Below are 21,484 nucleotides of genomic sequence, written 5' to 3'. Positions count from 1 at the left end.
GGCGCCGTCACGCCAGCCGGATCACGTTCCAGGACAGCGGCTCCAGGACGGCGTGCAGCGTGCCGTCCCGCAGGGCCGTGCCGTCGACGGTGTGCGGGGTGACCCGCTCGGGGTCGTCGAGGGTGTTGCGGGCGTCGGGGTCGGCGTCCGCGAGGGCGCTGTGCTCGACGACCGAGGTGAGGCCGAGGCCGCCGAGGGCGACCTCCAGCGGCAGTGGCTCGGTTCGGCTGCGGTTGACGGCGAAGACGGTGACCGTGCCGTCCTCCCCGCGCACGGCGGTGGCGTGCAGCAGGTCGGTCTCGCCGTACTTCCGCGTCTCGTACGTCGGGGAGACGGGCCGTACGTCGAGGACCTGGCCGCGGCCGTACCGCGACGCCTGCGCGAACGGGAAGAACGTCGTCTGCCGCCAGGCCGGGCCGCCCGGCTCGGTCATGATCGGCGCGATGACGTTGACCAGCTGGGCGAGGCAGGCGACCGTGACGCGGTCGGCGTGCCGGAGCAGGGCGATCAGGAGCGAGCCGAAGACGACGGCGTCGGTGACGCTGTAGTTGTCCTCCAGCAGGCGCGGGGCCTCGGGCCAGTCGTGCTGCTCGAAGGTCTTGGCGCGGGCCTCCCACTCGGGCAGGTACCAGACGTTCCACTCGTCGAAGGAGAGGTTGATCCGCTTCTTCGACTTCAGCCGGGCGCCCACGTGGTCGGCGGTCGCGACGACGTTGTCGATGAACGACTCCATGTCGACGGCGGAGGCGAGGAAGGAGTCGATGTCACCGTCCTCGGGCCAGTAGTAGGCGTGCAGGGAGATGTAGTCGACGAGGTCGTACGTCTCCTCCAGGACCGTCGCCTCCCACGCGGCGAAGGTCGGCATGGACTGGCTGGAGGAGCCGCAGGCGACGAGTTCGACGCCGGGGTCCTGCTGGCGCATGGCCCGGGCCGTCTCGGCGGCGAGGCGGCCGTACTCCTCGGCCGTCTTGTGGCCGGTCTGCCAGGGGCCGTCCATCTCGTTGCCCAGACACCACAGCCGGATGCCGAAGGGGTCCTTGTCGCCGTGCGAGACGCGCAGGTCGGACAGGGCGGTGCCCTCGGGGTGGTTGGCGTACTCCTGGAGTTCCAGGGCCTCGGCGACGCCGCGGGTGCCGAGGTTGACGGCCATCATCGGCTCGGCCTGCGGGCCGATCTTGCGCAGGAGGCCGATGTACTCGGAGAGGCCGAAGCGGTTGGTCTCGGTGGAGTGCCAGGCCAGGTCGAGGCGGCGGGGGCGGTTCTCGGCGGGGCCGACCGAGTCCTCCCACTTGTAGCCGGAGACGAAGTTGCCGCCGGGGTAGCGGACCGCTGTCACGCCGAGTTCGCGGACCAGGGCGAGGACGTCCTGGCGCAGGCCCTGGTCGTCGGCCGTGGGGTGGTCCGGTTCGAAGACGCCGGTGTAGACGCAGCGGCCGAGGTGTTCGACGAAGCTGCCGAAGAGGCGGGGGTTCACTTCGCCGACGGTGAAGGCGGGGTCGAGGGTGAAGCGGGCCTTGTGCATGTTCGCCTTTCGGGGTGGGTGGTTCTGTTTCGGTGGCGGCTGCGGGCCTGTGGGGGTTGTTCGCGCGGTTCTCCGCACCCCTGAGGGGCGTTACTGGCCTGCCAGGCCGGTGTGGGCCACGCCCGCCACGATCTGCCGCTGGAAGAAGACGAAGACGACGATCAGGGGCAGGCCCGCCATCAGGCCGCCGGCCATCAGCTGGGCCCACTGGATGCCGTAGGAGTTCATGACGGTCGCGATGCCGTTGGGCATGGTCATCAGGTCGGGGTTGTTGGTCACCATGTACGGCCAGAGGAAGTTGTTCCACGAGGCGATGAAGGTGAAGATGCCGACCGCGGCCAGGGAGGGGCGCGAGAGCGGCAGGACGATCGTGAAGAAGACCCGCCAGCGGCCCGCGCCGTCGATGAAGGCGGCCTCCTCCAGCTCGCGCGGGATGCCCTGGAAGAACTTGTAGAGGATGTAGACCATCGCGGCGGGCGCGCACTGCGGCAGGATCATGCCCCAGTAGGTGTCGACCATGCCCATCTGCTGGACGGTCGTGAACAGCGGGACGCCGAGCACCGCGGGCGAGATCATCAGGCCCGCCATGACCAGGCCGAGCAGGGCCTTCCTGCCCCGGAACTCGGTGCGCGCGAAGCCGTATCCGGCCAGGGCGCCGACCACGAGCACCACCGCGGTCACGCAGACCGACACGACCACCGAGTTCACGAACCAGTTGGTGAGGGTGCCGGACTCGAACAGGGCCTGCCAGGCCTGGCCCGTCCAGTCCTGCGGGAGCCAGTGCGGAGGCACCTCCACGGCCTCGGTCTCGGACTTCAGGGAGGTGAACAGGCCCCAGGCGAAGGGGGACAGGAAGACGATCGAGACGGCCGCCCCGAGGAGCGTCAGGACGGTCTGACCGGGGCTCCACGCCTTGGTGGTCATCGGGCGCTCTCCTCACGGTTGCGCAGCAGCCACATCCTCGCCAGGGCGACGGCCGCGATGATCACGAAGAAGACGACGGAGATCGCGGAGGCGTAGCCCACGCGGTAGCTGGTGAAGCCCTCTTCGAGGGTGAACTGGACGAAGGTCCGGGTCGATTCCTCGGGGCCGGGGCCGAAGTCCTGCATCACCACGGCCTGGTCGAAGACCTGGAGCGAGGCGAGGATCTGCAGGGCGACGACGAGCCCGGTGATGTTGCGCAGCATCGGCAGGGTGATGTGGACCATGCGGTGCCAGGCGTTCGCGCCGTCCAGCCGGGCCGCTTCGTAGAGGTGGCCGGGGATGCCCTGGAGCGCGGCGAGGTAGAGCAGGAAGCTGAAGCCGACCGTCCACCACAGGGTCATGACGACCAGGGCGAGCATCGCGTAGGACTTGTCGGTCAGCCAGGGGGTCTCCAGGCCGAGGACGTGGTTGACCATGCCCGTGCCGGGGTTGAACAGCCACTGCCACAGGTTGCCCGCGACGGTGGACGGCAGCAGGAACGGGGCGAAGAAGCACAGCCGCCACAGCCACTTCCCGCGCTCGATGTGGTGGGCGAGCATCGCGAGGAGGAAGGCGAGGACGGTGATGCACGGCACGACCAGGGCCGTGAAGTAGGCGCTGTGGCCGAGGGAGTCCCACATCAGCGGGTCCCGCAGGGCCTCGCGGTAGTTGTCCAGGCCGACGAAGCGCGCGCCCTCGCCCGTGATGTTGGCGTCGGTGAAGCTGAGGTAGACCCCTCTCAGCAGCGGCCAGATCACGAACAGGGCGAACAGGGCCAGGAAGGGGGCGACGAACCAGCCGCCGTGCTGGAAGCCCTGCCTGTGGCGCAGGGTGGCACCCGCGGCGGCGGCACGGGCCCGGACGGGTGCGGCCAGGGGCTGGGCGCTGGTCGCCGTCATACGGCGGCACCTCCTTGCGCTGCGGTCCTGCCGTCCATGGGGTTCTTTGCGGCGAGCAGGGCGGTGAGGGCGCTCTTCATGCGCCGGGCGGCGGTGTCGGGGGAGGCGGAGCCGGTCGTGGCGGAGACGACGATCGGGCCGACGCGCTGGGCGAGGATGCCGGTGGAGCCGGCGAACCACACCTTCGGCTCGTTGGCCTGGTGGTCCATGGCGGAGACGTACTCGCTCTGCGGGTCCAGCTCCCGGTAGGCGGCCGTGGACAGGGTGGGCGTGTAGGCGGGGATGTGGCCGCCGGCCGCCCACTGCCGGGCGTGGCGGACGACGTAGGCGGCGAGGGCGTGGGCCGCCTCGTTGGTGGCGCCGCCGCGGCCGGCCTGGTGCGGCAGCACGAAGGCGTGCGACTCGGCGTGGGTGGCGGGTCCGCCGAAGACGGGTGGCAGCGGGGTGGCGCCGTAGTCGAGCTTCGCTCCCGAGAAGACCGGCACCGACCAGTTGCCCTCCCAGACGAAGGGGGAGCCGTTGAGGAACTGCTCGGCGCCCGCGCCGCCCCCGAAGCCGGGGTCGGCGTAGCCGTCGGTGACGTGCCGGCGCAGGAACTCCAGGACCTGGACGGCCTTGCCGGTGTCGAAGGTGACCTCGGTGCGGGCGGCGTCGAACCAGGTGCCGCCGAGCTGGGTGTAGAAGGCGACGAAGAACCACCACTGGAAGTTCTGGTCGTTGTGCCAGAACCCGATGGTCTGCAGCCCTTTCCTGGTGGCCTTCCTCGCCTCCTTGAGGGCGTCGAACCACTCGCCGGTGGAGGTGACCGGCACCATCCGGCCGTCGGCGCCGAGCAGTCCGGCCCGCTTCAGCACGTCCTTGCGGTAGAAGCAGAGCTGGACGTGGATGTCGAGCGGCAGGGCGTAGAGCTTGCCGTCGACGACGGCGCGCTTCCACAGGGCGGGGTTGAAGTCCTCCCGCCGTACGCCGTACCGGGCGAGCAGGCCGACGTCCCAGGGGTCGAGGAGGCGGCCGGGTGCGAAGCCGGGGACCCGGCCGAGGTGCATCACGCCGAGGTCGGGGGCGCGGTGGCCCGCGGCGGCCATGGCGAGCTTGGTGTAGAAGGGGTTGCCCCACTGGAGGGTGGAGTCCTTCACCGCGATGTCCGGGTTGTCCCGGCGGAAGGCGTCCAGCATCGCGATCATGTTGGCGCCGTCGCCGCCGCTGAAGAGGTTCCAGTAGCGCACGCGGGTGCGCGCGCCGGTGGCCAGTGCGTCGGCTCCGGTGCCCAGGGCTGCGAAGCCGAAGCTGCTCGCGACGAAGAGTCCGCCGAGCCCGCCGAGAAGCTGCCTGCGATGGAGGCCAGGTCGTCCCATGCCCTGCCCTTACGGTCGATGTTCACGGTCCGTTCGGTATTTCGAAGGTCGCTCGCTACTTCGAACGGGACCGTAAGTTCGTAGCGCTGGCGCGTCAATGGCCCGGTCACATATTCGGCAGGACTTTGCGGCCACGAACGGTCGTTCTCCGTTGAACATCGGACGTCGGATCACATGACGCGCACACTTTCGGGCGCGTAGGCTCGGACGGGCTGCCGACGCCGGCCGGTGGTGAGAAGGGGGAGCGATGGACATCGCGGGCGCGCGGACGATGGCCGCCCGAGTCACCGCCGCACTCGGGCGCACGCGCCGTGGCACCGCCATGCGCGCCCTGGCCGCCGACCTCACCGCCGCGGTGCGCGCCAGGGACCGGCAGCCCGGCGACATACGGTCGTTGTGCCGGGCGCTGTGCGAGGAGATGAGCGCGCGGCGCGGCGGGCGGCCCCTGGAACTGCGCTTCGAGCGCTTCCCGGACGAGATCGAAGTGACCGGCCTGTGGGTGGAGTTCCAGGACTTCGACCTGGTCATCGTCGAGGAACGGGCGGAGGCGGTACAGCAGTTGGTGATCCTCGGGCACGAGCTGTGGCATCTGCACGCGGGGCACGGGCACCACCACGGGGCGGGTGCGGCGGCGGCCCACGCGTTCGCCGAACGGCCGGGCTGGGACGGGGCCGCCCTGGCGGTGGCCGCCCGCGACGGCTCCCGGGAACGGGACGAGGCCGAGGCCGACGCCTTCGGTCACCGGCTGGCGGCCGGCTGCCGGACGCTGCTGCCGGGCGGGCGCGCACCGCAGGCCCCGCTCGAACCCGTGCAGCGGGCGCTGTACTACCGGGGGCCGCGAGGAGGTGCGCCGTGACGACGGTGGCGCTGACCCCGGTCGAGTTCGTCAACCAGTTCTATCCGAACTTCTGGTGGATCCCGGCGGGGGTCCTGGCCGCCGCCCTGGCCATCAAGCTGCCGAGCATCATCCGGCTCTGGACGGACCCCATGCTGCGCGCGGTCGGCGGGCTGCTGCTGCTCGCCTGCGCGGTGTTCGTCTTCGTGGCGCCGTCGACGATCGCCCGGGTCAACCGGCTGACCGGCGTGGCGAACTTCTCCGGCCCCTGGGTGTACTCGCTGCTCACCGCGTTCTGCGCCTTCTGCCTGCTGCTGATCATCGCCTGGCGCAACGGCCTGTCCGACCGCTCGGAGCGCACCCGGCGCGCCATGCGCGGGGTCGTGGCGGTCTACTCGGGCGTGATCGTCGCGATGTGGGTGCTGTTCGCTCTCGCGGACGTTCCGGTGGAGCGGCTGCGGGATCTCGACACGTACTACGCGAACACGCCGTACATGCGCGAGGTGATCGTGCTGTACCTGCTCGCGCACACCACCGCCGCGCTGGTCACCAACGGGCTGATCTGGAACTGGGTGCGCACGGACGGACTCGACTCGCTGCTGCGCTGGGGGCTGAAGTTCCTCGGCGTCGGCTACGCCGCGCAGTTGCTCTTCGACGCCGCCAAGATCAGTGCCGTGGTGGCCCGTTGGGCCGGGCGGGACGTGGACTGGCTGAGCACGGCCGTCGCCCCGCCGCTCGCCTGCCTGTCCGCCGTGCTCATCGCGATCGGGTTCATCCTCCCGCACGCCGGGCAGTACCTGCACGGCCGCTGGCACGTCCGGCTCGCCCACCACGAACTGCGGCCGCTGTACCTGCTGATGAGGACCGTCAACGGCGAGGGGATCCCGTTCCTGCTGCGGGGCACGCCGGAGCTGCGCCTGGTCCGCCGGGAGACCTTCATCCGCGACGTGCTGCTGCCGCTCGCCCGGCACATCGACGAGGACCGGCGCGAGCGGTTCCACGACGCCGCCCTCGCGCTGGGCCACCCGCCCGACCGGGCGAAGGTGCTCGCCGCGACCGCGGCGATCCTGGACGCCGCCGACACCGGCAGCCGGGCCGGGGAGGACGACGGCACCGGCGCGCGTGACACCACGGAACTGCTGCGCGAGATCGGCGCCCTGTCCCGGGCCCTGCGGCACAAGGAGGACCTCCGGGCGATCCGCGCCCTGGCGCGTGACCACTCCGAGGGCCGGTCACTCACCGGCTGACCTCGGGTTTCGCGGGCCGCGGACGCCGTGCCCGGCCGTTATCCCGGACGGAGCGCGCACGGGGGGCCGCGCGCACGGTACGTGAAGGTACGGTGAGAGCCGTCCGGGACGGGGCCCGCACGGCCCGAAAACCGGTGCCGGCGGACGGTGTTGTGCGCTGCACGGCCGTGGCCGGACGCCGGGGAATGCCCGCAGGGCAAGGGAGCCGTCATGGCTGAGTGCGAGGAGTCGCATGTCGCGTAGAGCTGTCGTCATCGGTGCGGGGCTGGCCGGCATGCTGGCCGCGGCGGCGCTGTCCGCCGTCGCGGACGAGGTCGTCGTGCTCGACCGCGACGACCTGCCCGAGGGGCCGGAGCACCGCAAGGGCCTGCCGCAGGGACGTCACGCGCACCTCCTCATGGCCGGCGGTCTGGCCGCCATGGAGGACCTGGTGCCGGGCGTGAGCATGCGCAAGCACCTGCTCGCCGCCGGTGCGCACGAGATACCGCTCGGCTCGGGCATGGTCGCCCTCACGCCCGAGGGCTGGTTCCGGCGCTGGCGCCACCCCGGGCCGCGGATGCTGACCTGCACACGGGCGCTGCTCGACTGGGCGGTGCGGGGGGCCGTGCTGGACAGCACCTCGGTCGTGGTCCGCAAGGCGCGGGTGCTGGAGCTGACGGGGTCGCGGCAGCGGGTGACCGGGGTGCGCCTGTCGACCGCCGACGGGGACGAGGACCTCGCCGCGGACTTCGTGGTGGACGCGAGCGGGCGCGGCTCGCGGATCGTGACCTGGCTGGCGGGGCTGGGCATCGACGACGTGCGCGCGAAGACGGTGGACGCCGGCCTGGTGAACGCCACGCGCCTCTACCGCACTCCCGAGGGGGCGGATCGTTTCCCCTTGACGATGGTGCAGGCGGATCCGTATCAGGGGCGGCCCGGCCGCAGCGGCATGGTGCTGCCGATCGAGGGCGACCGGTGGATGGTCAGCCTCGCCGGCACCCGGGGCGGCGGCGAACCGCCCTCCGACCCGGACGCGTTCCTGCGGTACACCCTGGAGCTGCCCGACCCCATCGTGGGCCGGCTGATCTCCGGCGCGGAACCGCTCACCGAGGTCCACGTCAGCCGCAGCACCAGCAACCACCGCCGGTACCTGGAGAAGACGCGGTCCTGGCCCGAGCGCCTCGTCGTCCTCGGTGACGCGCTGGCCACGTTCAACCCCGCCTACGGGCAGGGCATGTCGGTGGCCGCGCTGGGCGCCCGGGAGCTGGACCGCGAGCTGCGGCGCTCCGGCCTCGACGCGGCCGGGCTCGCCCGGCGGGTCCAGCGGCGGGTGGCCAGGCCGGTGGAGTCCGCGTGGACGATGGCGGTGAGCCAGGACGTCTGGTACCCCGGCACGCGGGGCGGCACCCCCGGGGTCGCCGACCGTCTGGTCACGGCGTACACCCGCCGCATGATCCGCACGGCGACGGGCTCGTACCCGGCGGCGTCGGCGGTCTGGGACGTGATGAGCATGGCGACGGGACCGACGCGGCTGCTACGGCCGTCGACGGTCCTGGCGACCCTGAGCGGCCCCCCACTGCCGCCGGCGGCGGGAGCGCCGCTGACGGAGGCGGAGCGGGGGGTACTGCGACGGCTGGACCGGACGGGGGCTGCGGGCGGACGCCAGGGCTGAGGCCCTTCCTGCGGTGGGGTCCCGGCCGGGCCGATGCCATTCGCGCGGTCCCGGCTGACCCGGTCCCTGCCGGTCGGGCTCCAGCCGGGCCGATTCCGCCTGGTCCGTTCCGACTGAACTGGCCCTCGCCGGGTGAGCCCCGGCCGCCCCGGTCCCGGCCCATCCGGACCTGGTTGGCCCGGGTCGGGTCGGATCGGATCAGCCCGGATCGGATCGGCCCAGGTCGGATCGGGTCAGCTCGGCCCAGGTCGGGTCGGCCCGGGTCGGGTCGGTCCGGGTCGGGAGTCGTCGGCGCTTTGCCGCTCGTCCGCGCGGGTCAGCCGGTGAACGCGGGCTGGGCGAAACCCGTGCCCGCCCCCGGCACCACGAACAGCGATCCCGCCAGCGCGGGCGGCTCGCTGAGCCCCGTGCGGGCGGTCGTGATGTACAGGTCGGTCAGCCCGGCCCCGCCGAACGCGCACGCCGTCACCCGCGGCACCGGCAGCCCGACCACCCGGTCCAGCCGCCCGTCGGGCGTGTACCGCCGCACCGCCGCGCCCTCCCACAGGGCCACCCAGACGCACCCGTCGGCGTCCACGGTCAGCCCGTCGGGGAACCCGGCGCCCTCCTCGATCTCGGCGAGCGTCCGGCGTCCGGACACCCGCCCGTCGGCGTGGTCGAAGACGTCGATGCGCCGGGTGGGCGTGTCGATGTAGTACATGAGCCGCCCGTCGGGGCTCCACCCGGTGCCGTTGCTGACGGTCACGTCGTCGAGCACGACCTCGGCCGAGCCGTCCCCGGTGACGCGCGACAGCGTCCCGCCCCCCGGCGCCTCGTCGTACCGCATCGTGCCGGCCCACAGCGCGCCGTCGGGCGCGACCGCGGCGTCGTTGGCCCGGCGGCCGGGGACGACCTCGCGGTGCAGCCAGCGGAAGTCCCCGTCGGGGTCGAGGAGCCCGATCCCGTCGCGCAGGTTGAGCACCAGGCCGCCTCCGGCCCGCGGCTTGACGGCGCCGACGTGCTGTTCGGTGCGGCGGGTGGTCCGCCGCCCGGTGGCCGGGTCGTAGGTGTGCAGGCGCGAGCCGAGGATGTCGATCCACAGCAGCCGGCCGGCCGCCGCGTCCCAGGTCGGGCCCTCGCCGAGCTCGGCCTCGGCGCGCACGGCGACCTCGTACGGCGCCGTCATGCCACGCTCCGGTGACCGAGGTGCTCGGACAGCTCGGCGGCGCCCTTCGCGGCGAGCTGCTCCAGCTCGGCGCGGCGCTCCTCGCTCCAGCGGATCATCGGCACGGAGATCGACAGCGCGGCGACGACCTGCCCGGTGCGGTCGCGCACCGGCGCGGCCACGCAGGAGACGTCCGGGTTGGACTCGCGGCTCTCCACGGCCAGGCCCCGCGCACGGATCTCGGCCAGGGCCTCGCGCAGGGCGCCCGGGTCGGTGATGCTGTTGGGGGTCATCGCGACCAGCTCGGCGCCGTCGGGAATCCGCGCGGCGAGCTCGTGCTCGGGAAGGGAGGCCAGCAGCATCTTGCCGACGGAGGTGCAGTGCGCGGGCAGCCGGCGGCCGGCGGCCGACACCATCCGCACGGCGTGCGTGGAGTCGACCTTGGCGATGTAGATGACGTCCGTGTCCTCCAGGATCGCCACGTGCACGGTCTCGTCGCAGGTCTCGGCGACGGACCGGGCGACCTGCTGCCCCTCGGCGGCGAGGTCGAGCTGCTCGGCGTACCGGGCACCGAGCTGGTACGGGCGCACACCGAGCCGGTAGCGTCCCGGCTGGCCGGGCACCGGGACGATGTACTTCCGGGCGGCGAGCGTGGTCACCAGCTCGTGCACGGTGGTGCGCGGCAGCTGCAGCCTGCGCACGATGTCGGGGGCGGAGAGCGTCCCGTCCCCGTCGAGAAAGAGCTCGAGAATGTCGAGAGCCCGGGTCACGGCTGGTACGAGTCGTCCCACGACCGGCCCCCTCCCTAATGTGTTCTCAGCGCCCGCGTTCGAGATTTCAACAGGCGATCGGCATGACGAACACAGGCTAGCCATAGAGGTATGCCCGGGCAATGGGCAGCGCCGGGTCGGCCCGGCTCACCGCCTCCCCCGCACCACCCCCAGTTCCCCCCGCAGCCGCTGCGCCCTCAGGACCAGTTCCAGTTCGAAGCGGCGGTCCGGGTCGTCTATCTCGTCGCCCCACAGTTCGCGGATCTGGCGGAGGCGGTAGCGGACCGTCTGGGGGTGGACGCCCAGGCGGGTGGCGACCTCGGGGGCGCCGCCGCGGGTTTCCAGCCAGGCCAGGAGGGTCTCGGCGAGGCGGCGGCCGTGGGTGGGGCCGCAGTGGGTCAGGGGGGCCAGGCAGCGCAGGGCCAGGTCGTCGATGAGTTCCTCGGGCTGCAGGAGGACCAGGGCCTCGGTGTGCTCGGTGCAGTGGAGGACCTCGCCGGCGGGGAGCAGGTCGCGTTCCATGAGGCGGACCGCCGCCTCCGCCCAGCGCAGCGACTTCGCGGCGTCGGCCAGCGGGACGGGCGGGCCGATCGCGCCGGACCAGCCGGTGAGGGCGCGGTGCAGGAGTTCGTGGCGGCCCGCCGCGTCGGGCTCGGGCACGACCATGCGGGGCTGTTCGTACTCCATGTCGAGCAGGACGCCCTGGCCCACCGCGGGGGCCACCGCCTCGCGGGCCGGGCGCACCAGGACACCGACCGCGACCTTCTCCGGCAGCGGCCAGCCGATGCGGGCGGCGCGTTCGGTGAAGGCCTCGGAGGGGTCGCCGCGGTGGTGCTCGGCCAGCAGGAGCTCCATGAGGCGGCGTTGCAGGCGCAGGCGTTCGCCGGCCTGGCGGGCCGCGGCCTCGGCGTAACCGCGTACGGACTGGTCGACCAGGCCGTCCAGGTACTCGTAGCCCGCGTCGACGAGTTCGTACATCGCCGGGGGCGGGATCTCCACGCGCTGGCCGATGTCGGCGAAGCGGCGCCAGGCCAGGCGTACTCCCATGCGGTAGATGGCCTGGAGGGAGTCGAGGGAGCGGCCGTTGAGCCCCTCGCCGCGGCCGAAGTCCTGGAAGACGCCGGGCGGCACGGTCGGGCGGCCCTCCGAGTGCTCCAGGTGCTGCACGAAGACCTCGATGGCGCGGCGGATGCCGACCATCGCCATCGGCTCGCCGGAGTCGTCGAGGACGACGGGCAGGTGCGGGTACTCGCGCTGGATCTCCCGGAGGATCTCCTCGGCGAGTTCGGGCGCCTCGGCCATGGCGATCGCGGCGAACCGGCGCACCTGGAAGCGCGGGACGTCGTGCCAGGCCGAGCGGGTGGTGACGGTTCCGGTGCGGGCGGCCGTCATCCGTCAGCTCCCCTGACCGGCCTGCTCGTACGTGATCAGGGGCGTGTTCGGCTGGTCGGGTGTGGCTTCGAGCAGCGCGACCACGCCCAGCGCGGCCCCCACGGCGAGGGCGGCGGCGAGCGCTACGGTCAGCGCGGCAGCGAGCAGTCTGGACATCGCAGGGTCAGCCTCTCTGTCCGGATTCGTCCGGAGATGGTCCGGAGGTTGCCCCACCCCGGCACCCCGTCCCTGCCTGTCGCGCCCAGTCTCGACAAGCATTGACACCCCGTCAAGAGCCGCCTACGGTTCCCGGCCCAGCCGCACGCGCGCATTCCGCCGCCGTGCCGGTCCTCTCGTACGTCGAGCCGTCCCAAGCCACTGGAGTGCCCGGATGCGCCGTACAACCTCTCCTTTCTCCCTGGTCCTGCTGGGTCTCGGTACGTTCCTGCTGGTGCTGGCGCCCCTGCTCGCCTGGTACGTGCAGCCGCGGGCCGCGGTGAACCCGATCGACATCGACACGACCGCCGTCTACACCGGCCGGGGCAGCGTCTTCGACACTGACCGGATCGAGACGGTGCCCGACCGCAGGATCACCGTCACCCAGCGGGTGCGGGGCAACGTCGAGGACAGCGAGCGCAGCGGCAACGCCGTCTGGGACGTGACGACCACGGTCGACACCGACAAGTCGCTGCCGGCCGCCGATCCGCACGACGCGCTGGACTTCACGCCGCACCGCTGGGTGATGGACCGCCGGACCACCCGGCCGGTGCACTGCTGCGGGGAGAAGCCCCACATCGAGGGCGAGGCGTACCTGAAGTTCCCCTTCGACGTGCAGAAACGCTCCTACCAGTGGTGGGACAACACCCTCGGCGACACGGTGGTGCTGCGCTACCGGGGCACCGAGAAGGTGCAGGGCTACACCGGCTACAAGTTCACCGGCTCGGTGCCGCCGACCCGGACCGGCACCCGGATGGTGCCCGGCACCCTCGTCGACCAGCCGAACCGGCCGCAGGTGCTGGCCGAGGAGTGGTACGCCAACCACGGTTTCGTGCTGATCGTCGACCAGGCCACGGGCCGGGTGCTGTACGCGCAGACCGGGCCGAAGCGCACCCTGCGGGCACCGGGCGCGAAGAAGGACGCGGCGGTGCTGCTGGACAGCGAGAAGGTCGCCTTCACGACGGCGACGCAGAAGGAAGCGGTGCGCCAGGCGAAGGACGACAGCGGCCGGCTGCGGCTCGTCGGGACGACCCTGCCGATCGGCGCCGGGATCGCCGGACTGGCGCTCGCCGCGGTGGGGGGCGTTCTGGTGGCCCGTGGGCGGAAGGAGCCGGAGCAGCCCGCTCCGTCCGATAAGCCGGTTACGCCCCAGCCGACCCTCACGATGTGATGTGACGTCAGCTCTAACAAAGCCGGAAATTGTCACGTCGGTGAGTAGCCGTGGAGAAGGTCCGGGCGAAAACTGTCCAACCCCACCCGAGCACACCCCGTCCACACTCCCCTCCCAGGAAGAGCTCAGGCTCCCCACAGGCCGCCCCCTCCCCTTCGACCCCACCCCCACGCTTTCCCCACCGATTTCCGCACCCCGAGACGAGTTGGAGCACCCATGCCCCAGCACGTACCGTCCGCGCTGCGCGCCGCGTCCCCCAGCGCGCCGCAGCACCCTCCGGCGCTCCCCCCACAACCGCGCCGGATCGTGTTCCTCGCCCACCGCGATCTGGACAATCCCTCCGCCGGCGGCTCCGAGCTGCTGGTCGACCGACTCGCCGACGGACTGACCCGGCTGGGTCACCAGGTCACCCTGCTGTGCGGCGGCCCCGCGTCCTTCCGTGACTACCGGGTCGTGTCGGCGGGCGGCCCCTACGGGCACTACCTGCGCGCCCGGTCGGCCTTCGCCCGCCAGGTCGGTGACTGCGACCTGCTGGTCGAGGTGTGCAACGGCATGCCGTACCTGGCGCCGCTGTGGCACCGGGGCCCGACGCTGTGCCTGGTCAACCACGTCCACACGGATCTGTGGCCCATGCGTTTCGGCGGCCCGCTGGCGCCGGCGGCCCGGATCGGCCGACGACTCGAACACTGGGCGCTGACCGGGGCGCAGCAGCGCAACCTGCTGGTCGCCGTCTCCTCCTCGACCGCCCACGCCCTGCGCGCGATCGGCGTCGAGCGGGAGCGGATCCGGGTCGTGCACAACGGCGTCGAGGAGCCGGGCCCGAGGGCCGAGCGCTCGGCCGAGCCGCTGTTCGTCGCCGTCGGGCGGCTCGTCGAGTACAAGCGGATCGATCTGCTGCTGCGGTTGTGGGAGCGGGTGCGTCCGGTGACCGGCGGGCGGTTGGTGATCGTCGGGGACGGGCCGGAGCGCGAGCGGCTGGAACGGCTGGCGGGGCCCGGAGTGCAGTTCACCGGGTACGTCTCCGAGGCCGAGAAGCACCGGCTGCTGTGCGCGGCCTGGCTGCTGCTGCACCCCTCCGCCGTGGAGGGGTGGGGCCTGGTCGTGACCGAGGCGGCGGCCCGGCAGACGCCGAGTGTCGCCTTCGACGTGCCCGGGCTCAAGGACTCCGTGGTCGACGGGGAGACCGGGATCCTGGCGCGCGGTGAGTCCTCGTTCGCCGCGGCCTGGTGCGCGCTGGCGCTGTCCGGGGAGCGCCGGGAGCTGATGGGCAAGGCGGCCCGGGAGCGGGCCGCGCAGTTCCGCTGGGACCGGACCGTGCGGCAGTTCCGGGTGGTGGCCGCCGAGGCGGTGCGGAGTTGGACTCCGTGACGTCGCCCCTGCGGCGTGTCGGTGCTGCCGTGTCGCGTGTGCGGGTCGTGCGTGGCTGGTCGCGCAGTTCCCCGCGCCCCTCGCGAGCCCCGTGGAAAGACCCCTCGTTGCGACGGAGTGTCGCCCTGTTCCGCGCCTTCCTCCGTGAGCAGGACGACCCCGGGGCCTGCTACTCGCTGCTCGCCCGGGACGCCGTCGACCAGGTCGAGGCCTACGACGGGCCCGTCGCCGGGCGTACCGTCCTCGATGTCGGCGGGGGCGGCGGGTACTTCACCGAGGAGTTCCGGCGGCGCGGGGCCGACGCGTACCTCTTCGAGCCGGACGTCGGCGAACTCGGCGCGGCCCCGCCCGAGTCGGCGGTCGTCGCGGACGGGTACCTGCTGCCCCTGCGGGACGGCGTCGCGGACGTCACCTTCTCCTCCAACGTGCTGGAGCACGTGTCCGACCCGGAGACGTTCCTCAGCGAGCTGGCCCGGGTGACCCGGCCCGGCGGGCTGATCTACGTGTCGTTCACCAACTGGCTGTCGCCGTGGGGCGGGCACGAGTGGGCCCCGTGGCACTACTTCGGTGCCGAGCGGGCCCGGGCCCGCCACGAACGGCGCACCGGCAGGCCCGCCAAGCACACGCTCGGCGAGAACCTGTTCGCGGTGCACATCGGCTCCACCCTGCGGCAGGTGCGGGCCCGGGACGACGTCACGGTCGTCTCGGCGCGCTCCCGCTACTGGCCCTTCCTCGCGGAGGCCGTCGTCAAGGCGCCCGGGATCCGCGAGTTCGCCACCTGGAACCTCCTCCTCATCCTGCGGCGGTGTCCTACATGACAACCACGGTCCAGGCTCCTCCCCCGGCAGCCGTTCCCACCACGGCGACCGCGTCGGGCCCGCCCGACGGTCCCCGGTCGCGGCGCTGGCTGCTGGGGTTCTGGGCGGTGGTGTTCGTGCTGTTCCTGGCGGTGCAGCCGGGACGGCAGACCTTCGACACCAAGCTGGGCGTGACCACCGATCCGGGCCAGTTCCTCGCGGACCTGGGGCAGTTGTGGCACGACCGGGGCGGGTTCGGCGGCATCCAGGACCAGTACGTCGGCTACCTGTGGCCGATGCTGCCGTTCTACTGGCTGTGCGACCTCGTCCAGCTGCCGGTGTGGCTGGCGGAGCGGCTGTGGCTGTCGGTCGTCGTGTCCGTCGCCTTCTGGGGGGCGTTGCGCCTCGCGGAGCGGCTGCGGGTGGGCAGCGGGACCTCGCGGTTGCTCGCGGCCGTGGCGTATGCGCTGTGGCCGCTGTTCACGACGGTCGTCGGTTCCACGTCGGCCGCCGCGCTGCCGGGCGCGTTCCTGCCGTGGGTGCTGCTGCCGCTGGCCGACGAGCGGTACACGGCCCGGGTCGCGGCCCTGCGGTCGGCGCTGCTCGTGCCGTTCATGGGCGGGGTGAACGCCTCGGCGACGCTGGCGTCGCTGCTGCCGGCCGGGCTGTACCTGCTGTCGCGGCCGCGCGGGCCGCGGCAGCGCAGGCTGATCGCCTGGTGGGCCCCGGCGGTGATCGTGGTGACCGCCTGGTGGTGGGTGCCGCTGCTGCTGCTCGGCGTCTACGGCGAGAACTTCCTCCCCTATATAGAGACCGCGCAGACCACCACGGACACCATGTCGGCGGCCGAGGCGCTGCGCGGCGCCGGGAACTGGGTCGCCTACCTGCACTTCGGGGAGGCCTGGCTGCCGGCCGGCTGGACCGTGGCCTCCTCCGTCCTGGTGATCGTGTGCTCGGCGCTGACGGCCGGGCTGGGGCTGGCCGGACTGGCCCGGCGGGACATGCCCGAGCGGCGGTGGCTGGTGCTGACGGTGCTGGTGACCGCGCTGGTGCTGCTCGCCGGGTACGGCGGCGCGTTCGGGGCGCCGTACCACGGCGTGGTGCAGGGCTGGCTGGACGGGTGGTTGTCGCCGTTCCGGAACATCTACAAGTTCCAGACGGGGACGGCGCTGGCGCTCGTGCTGGGCCTGGCCCATCTGGTGGGGGTGGCCGCCGAGCGGCGCGGGGCCCGGCCGGTGCGCGGCCGGCGCTTCGCGCCGCTCGTCGCGGCCGTGCTGATCCTGCCCGGGCTGCTGTGGCCGTACCTCAACGGCTCGATCCTGAACCCGGGTTCCTTCCCGAAGCTGCCCGCCTACTGGCAGGCCACGGCCGACTGGCTGGAGAAGTACTCACCGGACTCGCGCGCCCTGGTCGTCCCGGCCACCGCGCACGGCGTCTACACCTGGGGCTCCCCCATCGACCAGCCGCTCGACGTGCTCGCCGAGTCCCGCTGGGCGCAACGCGACTACGTCCCGTTCGGCACGCCCGGCAACCGGCGCGCGATGGACGCGGTCGAGCAGGCCCTGATGTCCGGCGCCCAGGTGCCGGGCCTGGCCGACTACCTGAGCCGGGCCGGGCTGTACTACGTCGTCGTACGCAACGACCTCGACCCCGACCAGATCGGCCATGTGCCGACCGCGACCGTCAAGCGCACCCTGGAGCAGTCGGGCTACGAGCGGGTCAAGGGGCTCGGCCCGGTGACGACCGGCGGCCGGATCGCCCAGGACGCCCCGCTCCAGGTCGAGGGCCTGTACCCGCGGCAGCGGGCCGTGGAGATCTACCGTCCGGCGGGTGCGGACGTCGTCCGGCCCGGGCAGGCGGGGCTCGCCCCGGTCGCCGACACGGCCGTGGTGTCCGGCGGGCCCGAGGCGCTGCTGCCGCTGGCGGCGGAGCTGCGCGGGCGGGCGGCCGTGCTGACCGGCGACGACCACCCGGGGCTGGGCACGCCGGCCGTGCAGGTGGTGGGCGACGGGCTGCGGCGGGCCGACACCCGGTTCGGGCTGGTCAACTCCGGTACGTCGTACACGTACACGCGCGACGAGCGCAACGCGTCCGGCGCTCAGCAGGACCCCGGCGAGAAGCCGCGGCAGATCCTGCCGACCGAGGGCGCCGAGCACCAGACGGTGGCCGAGCTGCGCGGGGCGCGCTCGGTGACGGCGTCCTCGTACGGCAACTGGCTGTTCCACCTGCCGCAGTACGACCCGGTGAACGCCTTCGACGGCAACCCGGGCACCGCCTGGGCGGAGGGCGCGCCGGACACGCCGGACGGGCAGTGGCTGCGCATCGGCTTCACCGGCCCCTACACCATGCCGTCCTCCTTCAAGGTCACGCCGCTGCCGCAGGAGAGCGTGCGCGCGGCCGCGACGAAGGTGCGGGTGGAGACCGAGAAGGGCACCCGGACCAGCTTCCTGCAGCCCAACGGCACGACCCAGCGGGTAAGGGCGCCCGAGGGCGCGACGCGGTGGATGAAGCTGACGATCGTGGACTCGGTGGTGCGCCGGGCCGGTCTGACCGGCGCGGGCTTCTCCGAGATCGACCTGCCGGACGTGCAGGTGACACGGCTGCTGCGGCTGCCGTCCGACGCGGACGAGGCCACCGCGGCCGCCACCGTCGTCTCCCTGCACCGCGCCTCCGACCCGACCGGCCTGTCCGCGACCGGCACCGAGGCGGGCCTGCACCGCCGCTTCACGACACCGGTCGCCGGCACCTACGAGGTGAAGGCGAGCGCGGTGCCGGTGCCGGGCGCCGAGTTCGACGAGCTGCTGTACGAGGTGGCGCCCGAGCAGCAGGCCCGGATCGTCGCCACCGCCGACTCCACGGCACGGCTCGGCGCGGGCCTGACCGCGCGCAACCTCACCGACGGTGACCTGACGACGGCGTGGATCGCGGGCGACCGGCCGACGATCCACCTGCGCTGGGAGGGCAGGCAGCCGGTCGGCGAACTGGTGCTGGCCCCCGCGGGCGGCCTGTCCGCCCGGGCCTCCGAGGTGCACATCAGCTCACCGGACGGCGCCGCCGTCGCCGGTGTCGACAAGAACGGCTGGGTCCGCTTCCCGGCCATCACCACCGACCGCCTCGACGTCACGATCACCGAGACGGCCCCGCTGACCCTGCACAACCCGGTCGCCGACGAGGACCTGCGCCTGCCGGTGGGCCTGACCGAGGCGTACATCCCGTCCCTCGACCAGTACCGCACCCCGCGGCCGGACGGCGCCCGGGCGTTCTCCCTGCCGTGCGGCAAGGGGCCGGACGTGGCGCTGGACGGGGAGCTGTACCAGTCGAGCGTGAAGGGCACCGTGCGGGACCTGGTGGAGCGCCGGGGCGTGGCGGTGACGCTCTGCCAGGAGGGCCGGGGCGACGCCGAGGTGCGGCTGCCCGCGGGCGAGCACCGGCTGGAGGGCGGTGACGCCGGACCGCTGGCGCTCACGGACGTGACCCTCACGCGCGGCACGGTGCCCGAGGCCGCCGCGGCCGGGCGCGAGCTGCGGATCCGCGACTGGCTGGGCGACCGGCGCGAGGTCACGGTCGGCTCGGGCGCGGCGTCGTACCTGACGACGTACGAGAACGCCAACGACGGCTGGCGGGCCACGCTGGACGGCAAGGAGCTGACGCCGGTCCGGCTGGACGGCTGGCAGCAGGGCTGGCGCGTCCCGGCCGGGGCGGGCGGCACGGTGAAGCTGTCGTACGAGCCGGCCACCACCTACGACATCGGGCTGATCGGCAGCGGCGTCGGCATCGCGGCCCTGCTGGGCCTGGCGCTCTGGCGCCGCCGCGCCCCCAGCCCCGACGCGCCGCAGCCCGCCCCGCCGCTGCCCGGCCTGTGGCTCGGCACGGTGGCGCTGACGCTGGTCGGCGTGGTGATCGCGGGCTGGCTGGCGCTGCTGGTCCCGGCGCTGGCCCTGCTCGCCGCGCGACGGCACGCGCTGCTGGTGCCGATCGCGTTCACCGCCCTGGCCGGGGCGGGGATCGCCGCGGCCTTCGGGGCCGGGGAGCCGGTGGGCGCCGGTACGGGCGCGTTCGGGCACGCGGCCCAGCTGCTCGCCCTGACCGGCCTGTTCGCGGCACTCGTCGGCCTGCGCGAACAGCCCCCCTCACAGGCGCCGACGCGGCCGCTGCCGAGGACGGACCCCGGGGAGGGCGCCACCGTATGACGACACCGGTCCGCATCCCGTTCCCGGTGGTGGACGAGGTCTCCCGGCACTGCCTCCAGGAGGAGGAGCCGGAGACGGTCCACATCGAGGTCCACCTGCCGGGACCGCTCGACGGGGCGCGCCTGCGCAAGGCGTTCCTGGAGGCGCTGCACCGGCACCCGCGCATCCTCATGCGGGAGGCGCGGGGGCCCTGGTACCGGCGGCGCTACGAGTGGGAGCTGACGCGCGAGCCGGACGTGGAGGTGGTGACCTTCGCCCCGCCGGGCCCGCGCGCCCTGCGCGACGCCCGGACCCGGGCCCTGGCGCAGGCCCCACCGCTGTCGCAGTCCCCGCCGGTACGTCTCGACGTGGTGGACTCCGTCCTCGTCCTCACCGTCAACCACACCGCCCTCGACGGCCCGGCCTGCCTGCGCGTCCTGGCCACGGCCGCCGAGCTGTACGGCGGGCGGGACAACTCCCCCGCCGCGCCCCCGGTCCGCCCCGCAGAACCGCGCCGGGAGACCCCGGACGCCCCGGCCACCTGGGCACCGCCCGCCCGGGTCGCGCCGGGCACCCCCGACCCCTCGCCCGGCAACGGCATGCTCGTCACCGAACTGCCGCTGCCGCACCGCCCCAAGGGCTCCCCGTACACCGTGAACGACCAGCTCATGGTGGCCACGGCGCTGGCCCTCGCCCACTGGAACCGGGAGCACGGCGCCCGGCCCCGCCCGCTGCGCATCACCATGCCCGTGGACGACCGCCCCCGGGACGCCTCGATGCCCATCGGCAACGGCACCCGCCTGGTGGAGGTCCCCTTCGCGCCGCGGGAACTGCGCGACCCCCACCTGCCGACCCTCCTGCGCCGCACCGCGGAACGCACCCGCGCACTGAAGTCCCAGCCGCGCCCCCAGCTCGGCCACGGTGCCGCGCTGCTCACCGCCCCGTGGGCGCCGGTCGCCGCCCGGGCCGCCCTCACCCGCACCCTGCGCCGGGCCGCCGCGCCCTGGACGTCGACCACCCTGCTCAGCAACATCGGCCGCATCCCCTACCCGCTGGACTTCGGCGAGGAGGCGGGCCGCGCGCACGCGGTGTGGTTCTCCGCCCCGGCCCGGATGCCGCGCGGCCTGACGGTGACGACCGCCTCCACGGCGGGCCGCCTCCACCTCGCCCTGCGCTGGTCCCGCGCCCTGCTCGGCCACGGCGACGGCGCCCACCTGCGCGACCTGTTCGAGCACTACCTGCACACCACGGAGGCCACGTCATGACGGCCGTACCGGCCACCGCGCCCCACCCGAAGGACCTGCGCGACTTCTACGAGAACCCGGCCGTGCCCGTCGCCTCCGGCACCCCGCGCAGCCTGCGCCAGGCCCGCATGCTGGCCCGGGCGCTCGGACCGGCCGCCGGCCGCCCGGCGACCGTGCTGGACATCGGCTGCGGCGACGGCACCGCGGCGGCCACCGCCGCGCCCCTGCTGCCGGGCCACCGCCTCGTCGGCGTCGACTGGTCCCAGGACGCGCTGCGCCGCGCCCGCGGCCGCCTGCCGTACGCGGTGCGCGGCGAACTGAGCGGCGGCGGGCTGCCGTTCGCCTCCGGGGCGGCCGACGCCGTGCTGTTCAGCGAGGTGATCGAGCACCTCGTCGACCCGGACGCGGCCCTGGACGAGATCCGCCGGGTCCTGCGCCCCGGGGGCCATCTGATGCTGTCCACGCCGAACCTGGCCGCCTGGTACAACCGGGCGTTGCTGCTCGCGGGCGTGCAGCCCGTCTTCTCCGAGGTCAGCCTGCGCGGCATCCACGGCCGCCCGGGCCGGGAGGTCGTCGGGCACCTGCGGCTGTACACCCCGCGCGCCCTGCGGGAGTTCGTCGCCGCGTCGGGCTTCTCGGTGGTGCGGCTCGAAGGCGCTCCCTTCCACGGGGTGCCGCGCCCGCTGCGGCCCCTGGACCGGCTGGCCTGCGCCCGGCCGCAGCTCGCGTCGATCCTGCTGCTGCACGCCCGGAGGACGTAGC

17 protein-coding genes are annotated in these 21,484 nt (G+C 73.5%); 9 read left to right on the top strand and 8 right to left on the bottom strand.

Annotated features, from left to right (window positions below; all coding sequences use genetic code 11):
- Positions 1–7 precede the first annotated feature (7 nt).
- The 4 genes from ACPXCS_RS18335 to ACPXCS_RS18320 form a co-directional block, all read right to left on the bottom strand.
- Entirely contained in the window at positions 8–1,522 is a 1,515-nt protein-coding gene (locus tag ACPXCS_RS18335) for an alpha-N-arabinofuranosidase (RefSeq protein ID WP_425945133.1), read from the bottom strand.
- Between the two features lie 90 nt (positions 1,523–1,612).
- Complete coding sequence (locus ACPXCS_RS18330; protein ID WP_425945132.1) at positions 1,613–2,446, bottom strand: carbohydrate ABC transporter permease; 834 nt, start codon at positions 2,444–2,446, stop codon at positions 1,613–1,615.
- Positions 2,443–3,384, bottom strand: coding sequence for a carbohydrate ABC transporter permease (locus ACPXCS_RS18325; protein WP_425945131.1), 942 nt, complete (start codon positions 3,382–3,384; stop codon positions 2,443–2,445). The genes ACPXCS_RS18330 and ACPXCS_RS18325 overlap by 4 nt, the downstream gene beginning before the upstream one ends.
- Positions 3,381–4,739 carry an extracellular solute-binding protein gene (locus ACPXCS_RS18320; protein ID WP_425945130.1) on the bottom strand — a complete coding sequence of 453 codons (1,359 nt, stop codon included), beginning with the start codon at positions 4,737–4,739 and terminating at the stop codon, positions 3,381–3,383. Before ACPXCS_RS18320 ends, ACPXCS_RS18325 begins: the two co-directional genes overlap by 4 nt.
- A 247-nt stretch (positions 4,740–4,986) precedes the next feature.
- Between ACPXCS_RS18320 and ACPXCS_RS18315 the strand changes: the two genes are divergently transcribed.
- The 3 genes from ACPXCS_RS18315 to ACPXCS_RS18305 all read left to right on the top strand — a co-directional run bounded on the left by ACPXCS_RS18315 (position 4,987) and on the right by ACPXCS_RS18305 (position 8,472).
- Complete coding sequence (locus ACPXCS_RS18315; RefSeq protein WP_425945129.1) at positions 4,987–5,595, top strand: toxin-antitoxin system, toxin component family protein; 609 nt, start codon at positions 4,987–4,989, stop codon at positions 5,593–5,595.
- The gene (locus ACPXCS_RS18310) at positions 5,592–6,821 is read left to right on the top strand and encodes a DUF6545 domain-containing protein (RefSeq protein ID WP_425945128.1); all 1,230 of its coding nucleotides are present in this window, start codon (positions 5,592–5,594) and stop codon (positions 6,819–6,821) included. Before ACPXCS_RS18315 ends, ACPXCS_RS18310 begins: the two co-directional genes overlap by 4 nt.
- Before the next feature lie 232 nt (positions 6,822–7,053).
- Positions 7,054–8,472: an FAD-dependent oxidoreductase gene (locus ACPXCS_RS18305; protein ID WP_425945127.1), complete on the top strand. Its 1,419-nt coding sequence runs from the start codon at positions 7,054–7,056 to the stop codon at positions 8,470–8,472.
- 316 nt (positions 8,473–8,788) lie between these two features.
- Here ACPXCS_RS18305 and ACPXCS_RS18300 read toward each other — a convergent pair whose 3' ends face one another.
- From ACPXCS_RS18300 to ACPXCS_RS18285, 4 genes are all read right to left on the bottom strand, one after another.
- Positions 8,789–9,637 carry an SMP-30/gluconolactonase/LRE family protein gene (locus ACPXCS_RS18300; protein ID WP_425945126.1) on the bottom strand — a complete coding sequence of 283 codons (849 nt, stop codon included), beginning with the start codon at positions 9,635–9,637 and terminating at the stop codon, positions 8,789–8,791.
- Positions 9,634–10,407, bottom strand: coding sequence for an IclR family transcriptional regulator (locus tag ACPXCS_RS18295; protein WP_425945125.1), 774 nt, complete (start codon positions 10,405–10,407; stop codon positions 9,634–9,636). The genes ACPXCS_RS18300 and ACPXCS_RS18295 overlap by 4 nt, the downstream gene beginning before the upstream one ends.
- A 126-nt stretch (positions 10,408–10,533) precedes the next feature.
- Positions 10,534–11,778, bottom strand: a complete 1,245-nt coding sequence (locus ACPXCS_RS18290; protein WP_425945123.1) for a helix-turn-helix domain-containing protein — start codon at positions 11,776–11,778, stop codon at positions 10,534–10,536.
- A gap of 3 nt (positions 11,779–11,781) precedes the next feature.
- Positions 11,782–11,934, bottom strand: coding sequence for a hypothetical protein (locus ACPXCS_RS18285; RefSeq protein WP_010042314.1), 153 nt, complete (start codon positions 11,932–11,934; stop codon positions 11,782–11,784).
- 214 nt (positions 11,935–12,148) lie between these two features.
- On the opposite strand from ACPXCS_RS18285, the gene ACPXCS_RS18280 reads away from it, so the two are divergent.
- The 6 genes from ACPXCS_RS18280 to ACPXCS_RS18255 all read left to right on the top strand — a co-directional run bounded on the left by ACPXCS_RS18280 (position 12,149) and on the right by ACPXCS_RS18255 (position 21,483).
- Complete coding sequence (locus ACPXCS_RS18280) at positions 12,149–13,144, top strand: DUF3068 domain-containing protein (RefSeq protein ID WP_425945122.1); 996 nt, start codon at positions 12,149–12,151, stop codon at positions 13,142–13,144.
- 216 nt (positions 13,145–13,360) lie between these two features.
- Positions 13,361–14,512, top strand: a complete 1,152-nt coding sequence (locus tag ACPXCS_RS18275) for a glycosyltransferase family 4 protein (RefSeq protein ID WP_425945121.1) — start codon at positions 13,361–13,363, stop codon at positions 14,510–14,512.
- Positions 14,513–14,550: 38 nt separating this feature from the next.
- Complete coding sequence (locus ACPXCS_RS18270) at positions 14,551–15,330, top strand: class I SAM-dependent methyltransferase (RefSeq protein WP_425945120.1); 780 nt, start codon at positions 14,551–14,553, stop codon at positions 15,328–15,330.
- On the top strand, positions 15,327–19,499 hold the full coding sequence (locus ACPXCS_RS18265) for an alpha-(1->3)-arabinofuranosyltransferase domain-containing protein (protein ID WP_425945387.1): 4,173 nt from the start codon (positions 15,327–15,329) through the stop codon (positions 19,497–19,499). The genes ACPXCS_RS18270 and ACPXCS_RS18265 overlap by 4 nt, the downstream gene beginning before the upstream one ends.
- On the top strand, positions 19,496–20,743 hold the full coding sequence (locus tag ACPXCS_RS18260) for a condensation protein (RefSeq protein WP_425945119.1): 1,248 nt from the start codon (positions 19,496–19,498) through the stop codon (positions 20,741–20,743). The genes ACPXCS_RS18265 and ACPXCS_RS18260 overlap by 4 nt, the downstream gene beginning before the upstream one ends.
- Positions 20,740–21,483, top strand: a complete 744-nt coding sequence (locus ACPXCS_RS18255; RefSeq protein WP_425945118.1) for a class I SAM-dependent methyltransferase — start codon at positions 20,740–20,742, stop codon at positions 21,481–21,483. The genes ACPXCS_RS18260 and ACPXCS_RS18255 overlap by 4 nt, the downstream gene beginning before the upstream one ends.
- Position 21,484 lies beyond the last annotated feature (1 nt).

It is taken from the genome of Streptomyces sp. DT190 (genome assembly GCF_049846985.1).
Lineage (GTDB): Bacteria > Actinomycetota > Actinomycetes > Streptomycetales > Streptomycetaceae > Streptomyces.
The sequence above is the reverse complement of the archived record's forward strand: the minus strand, read 5'-3'. Positions and strand labels throughout refer to the sequence as shown.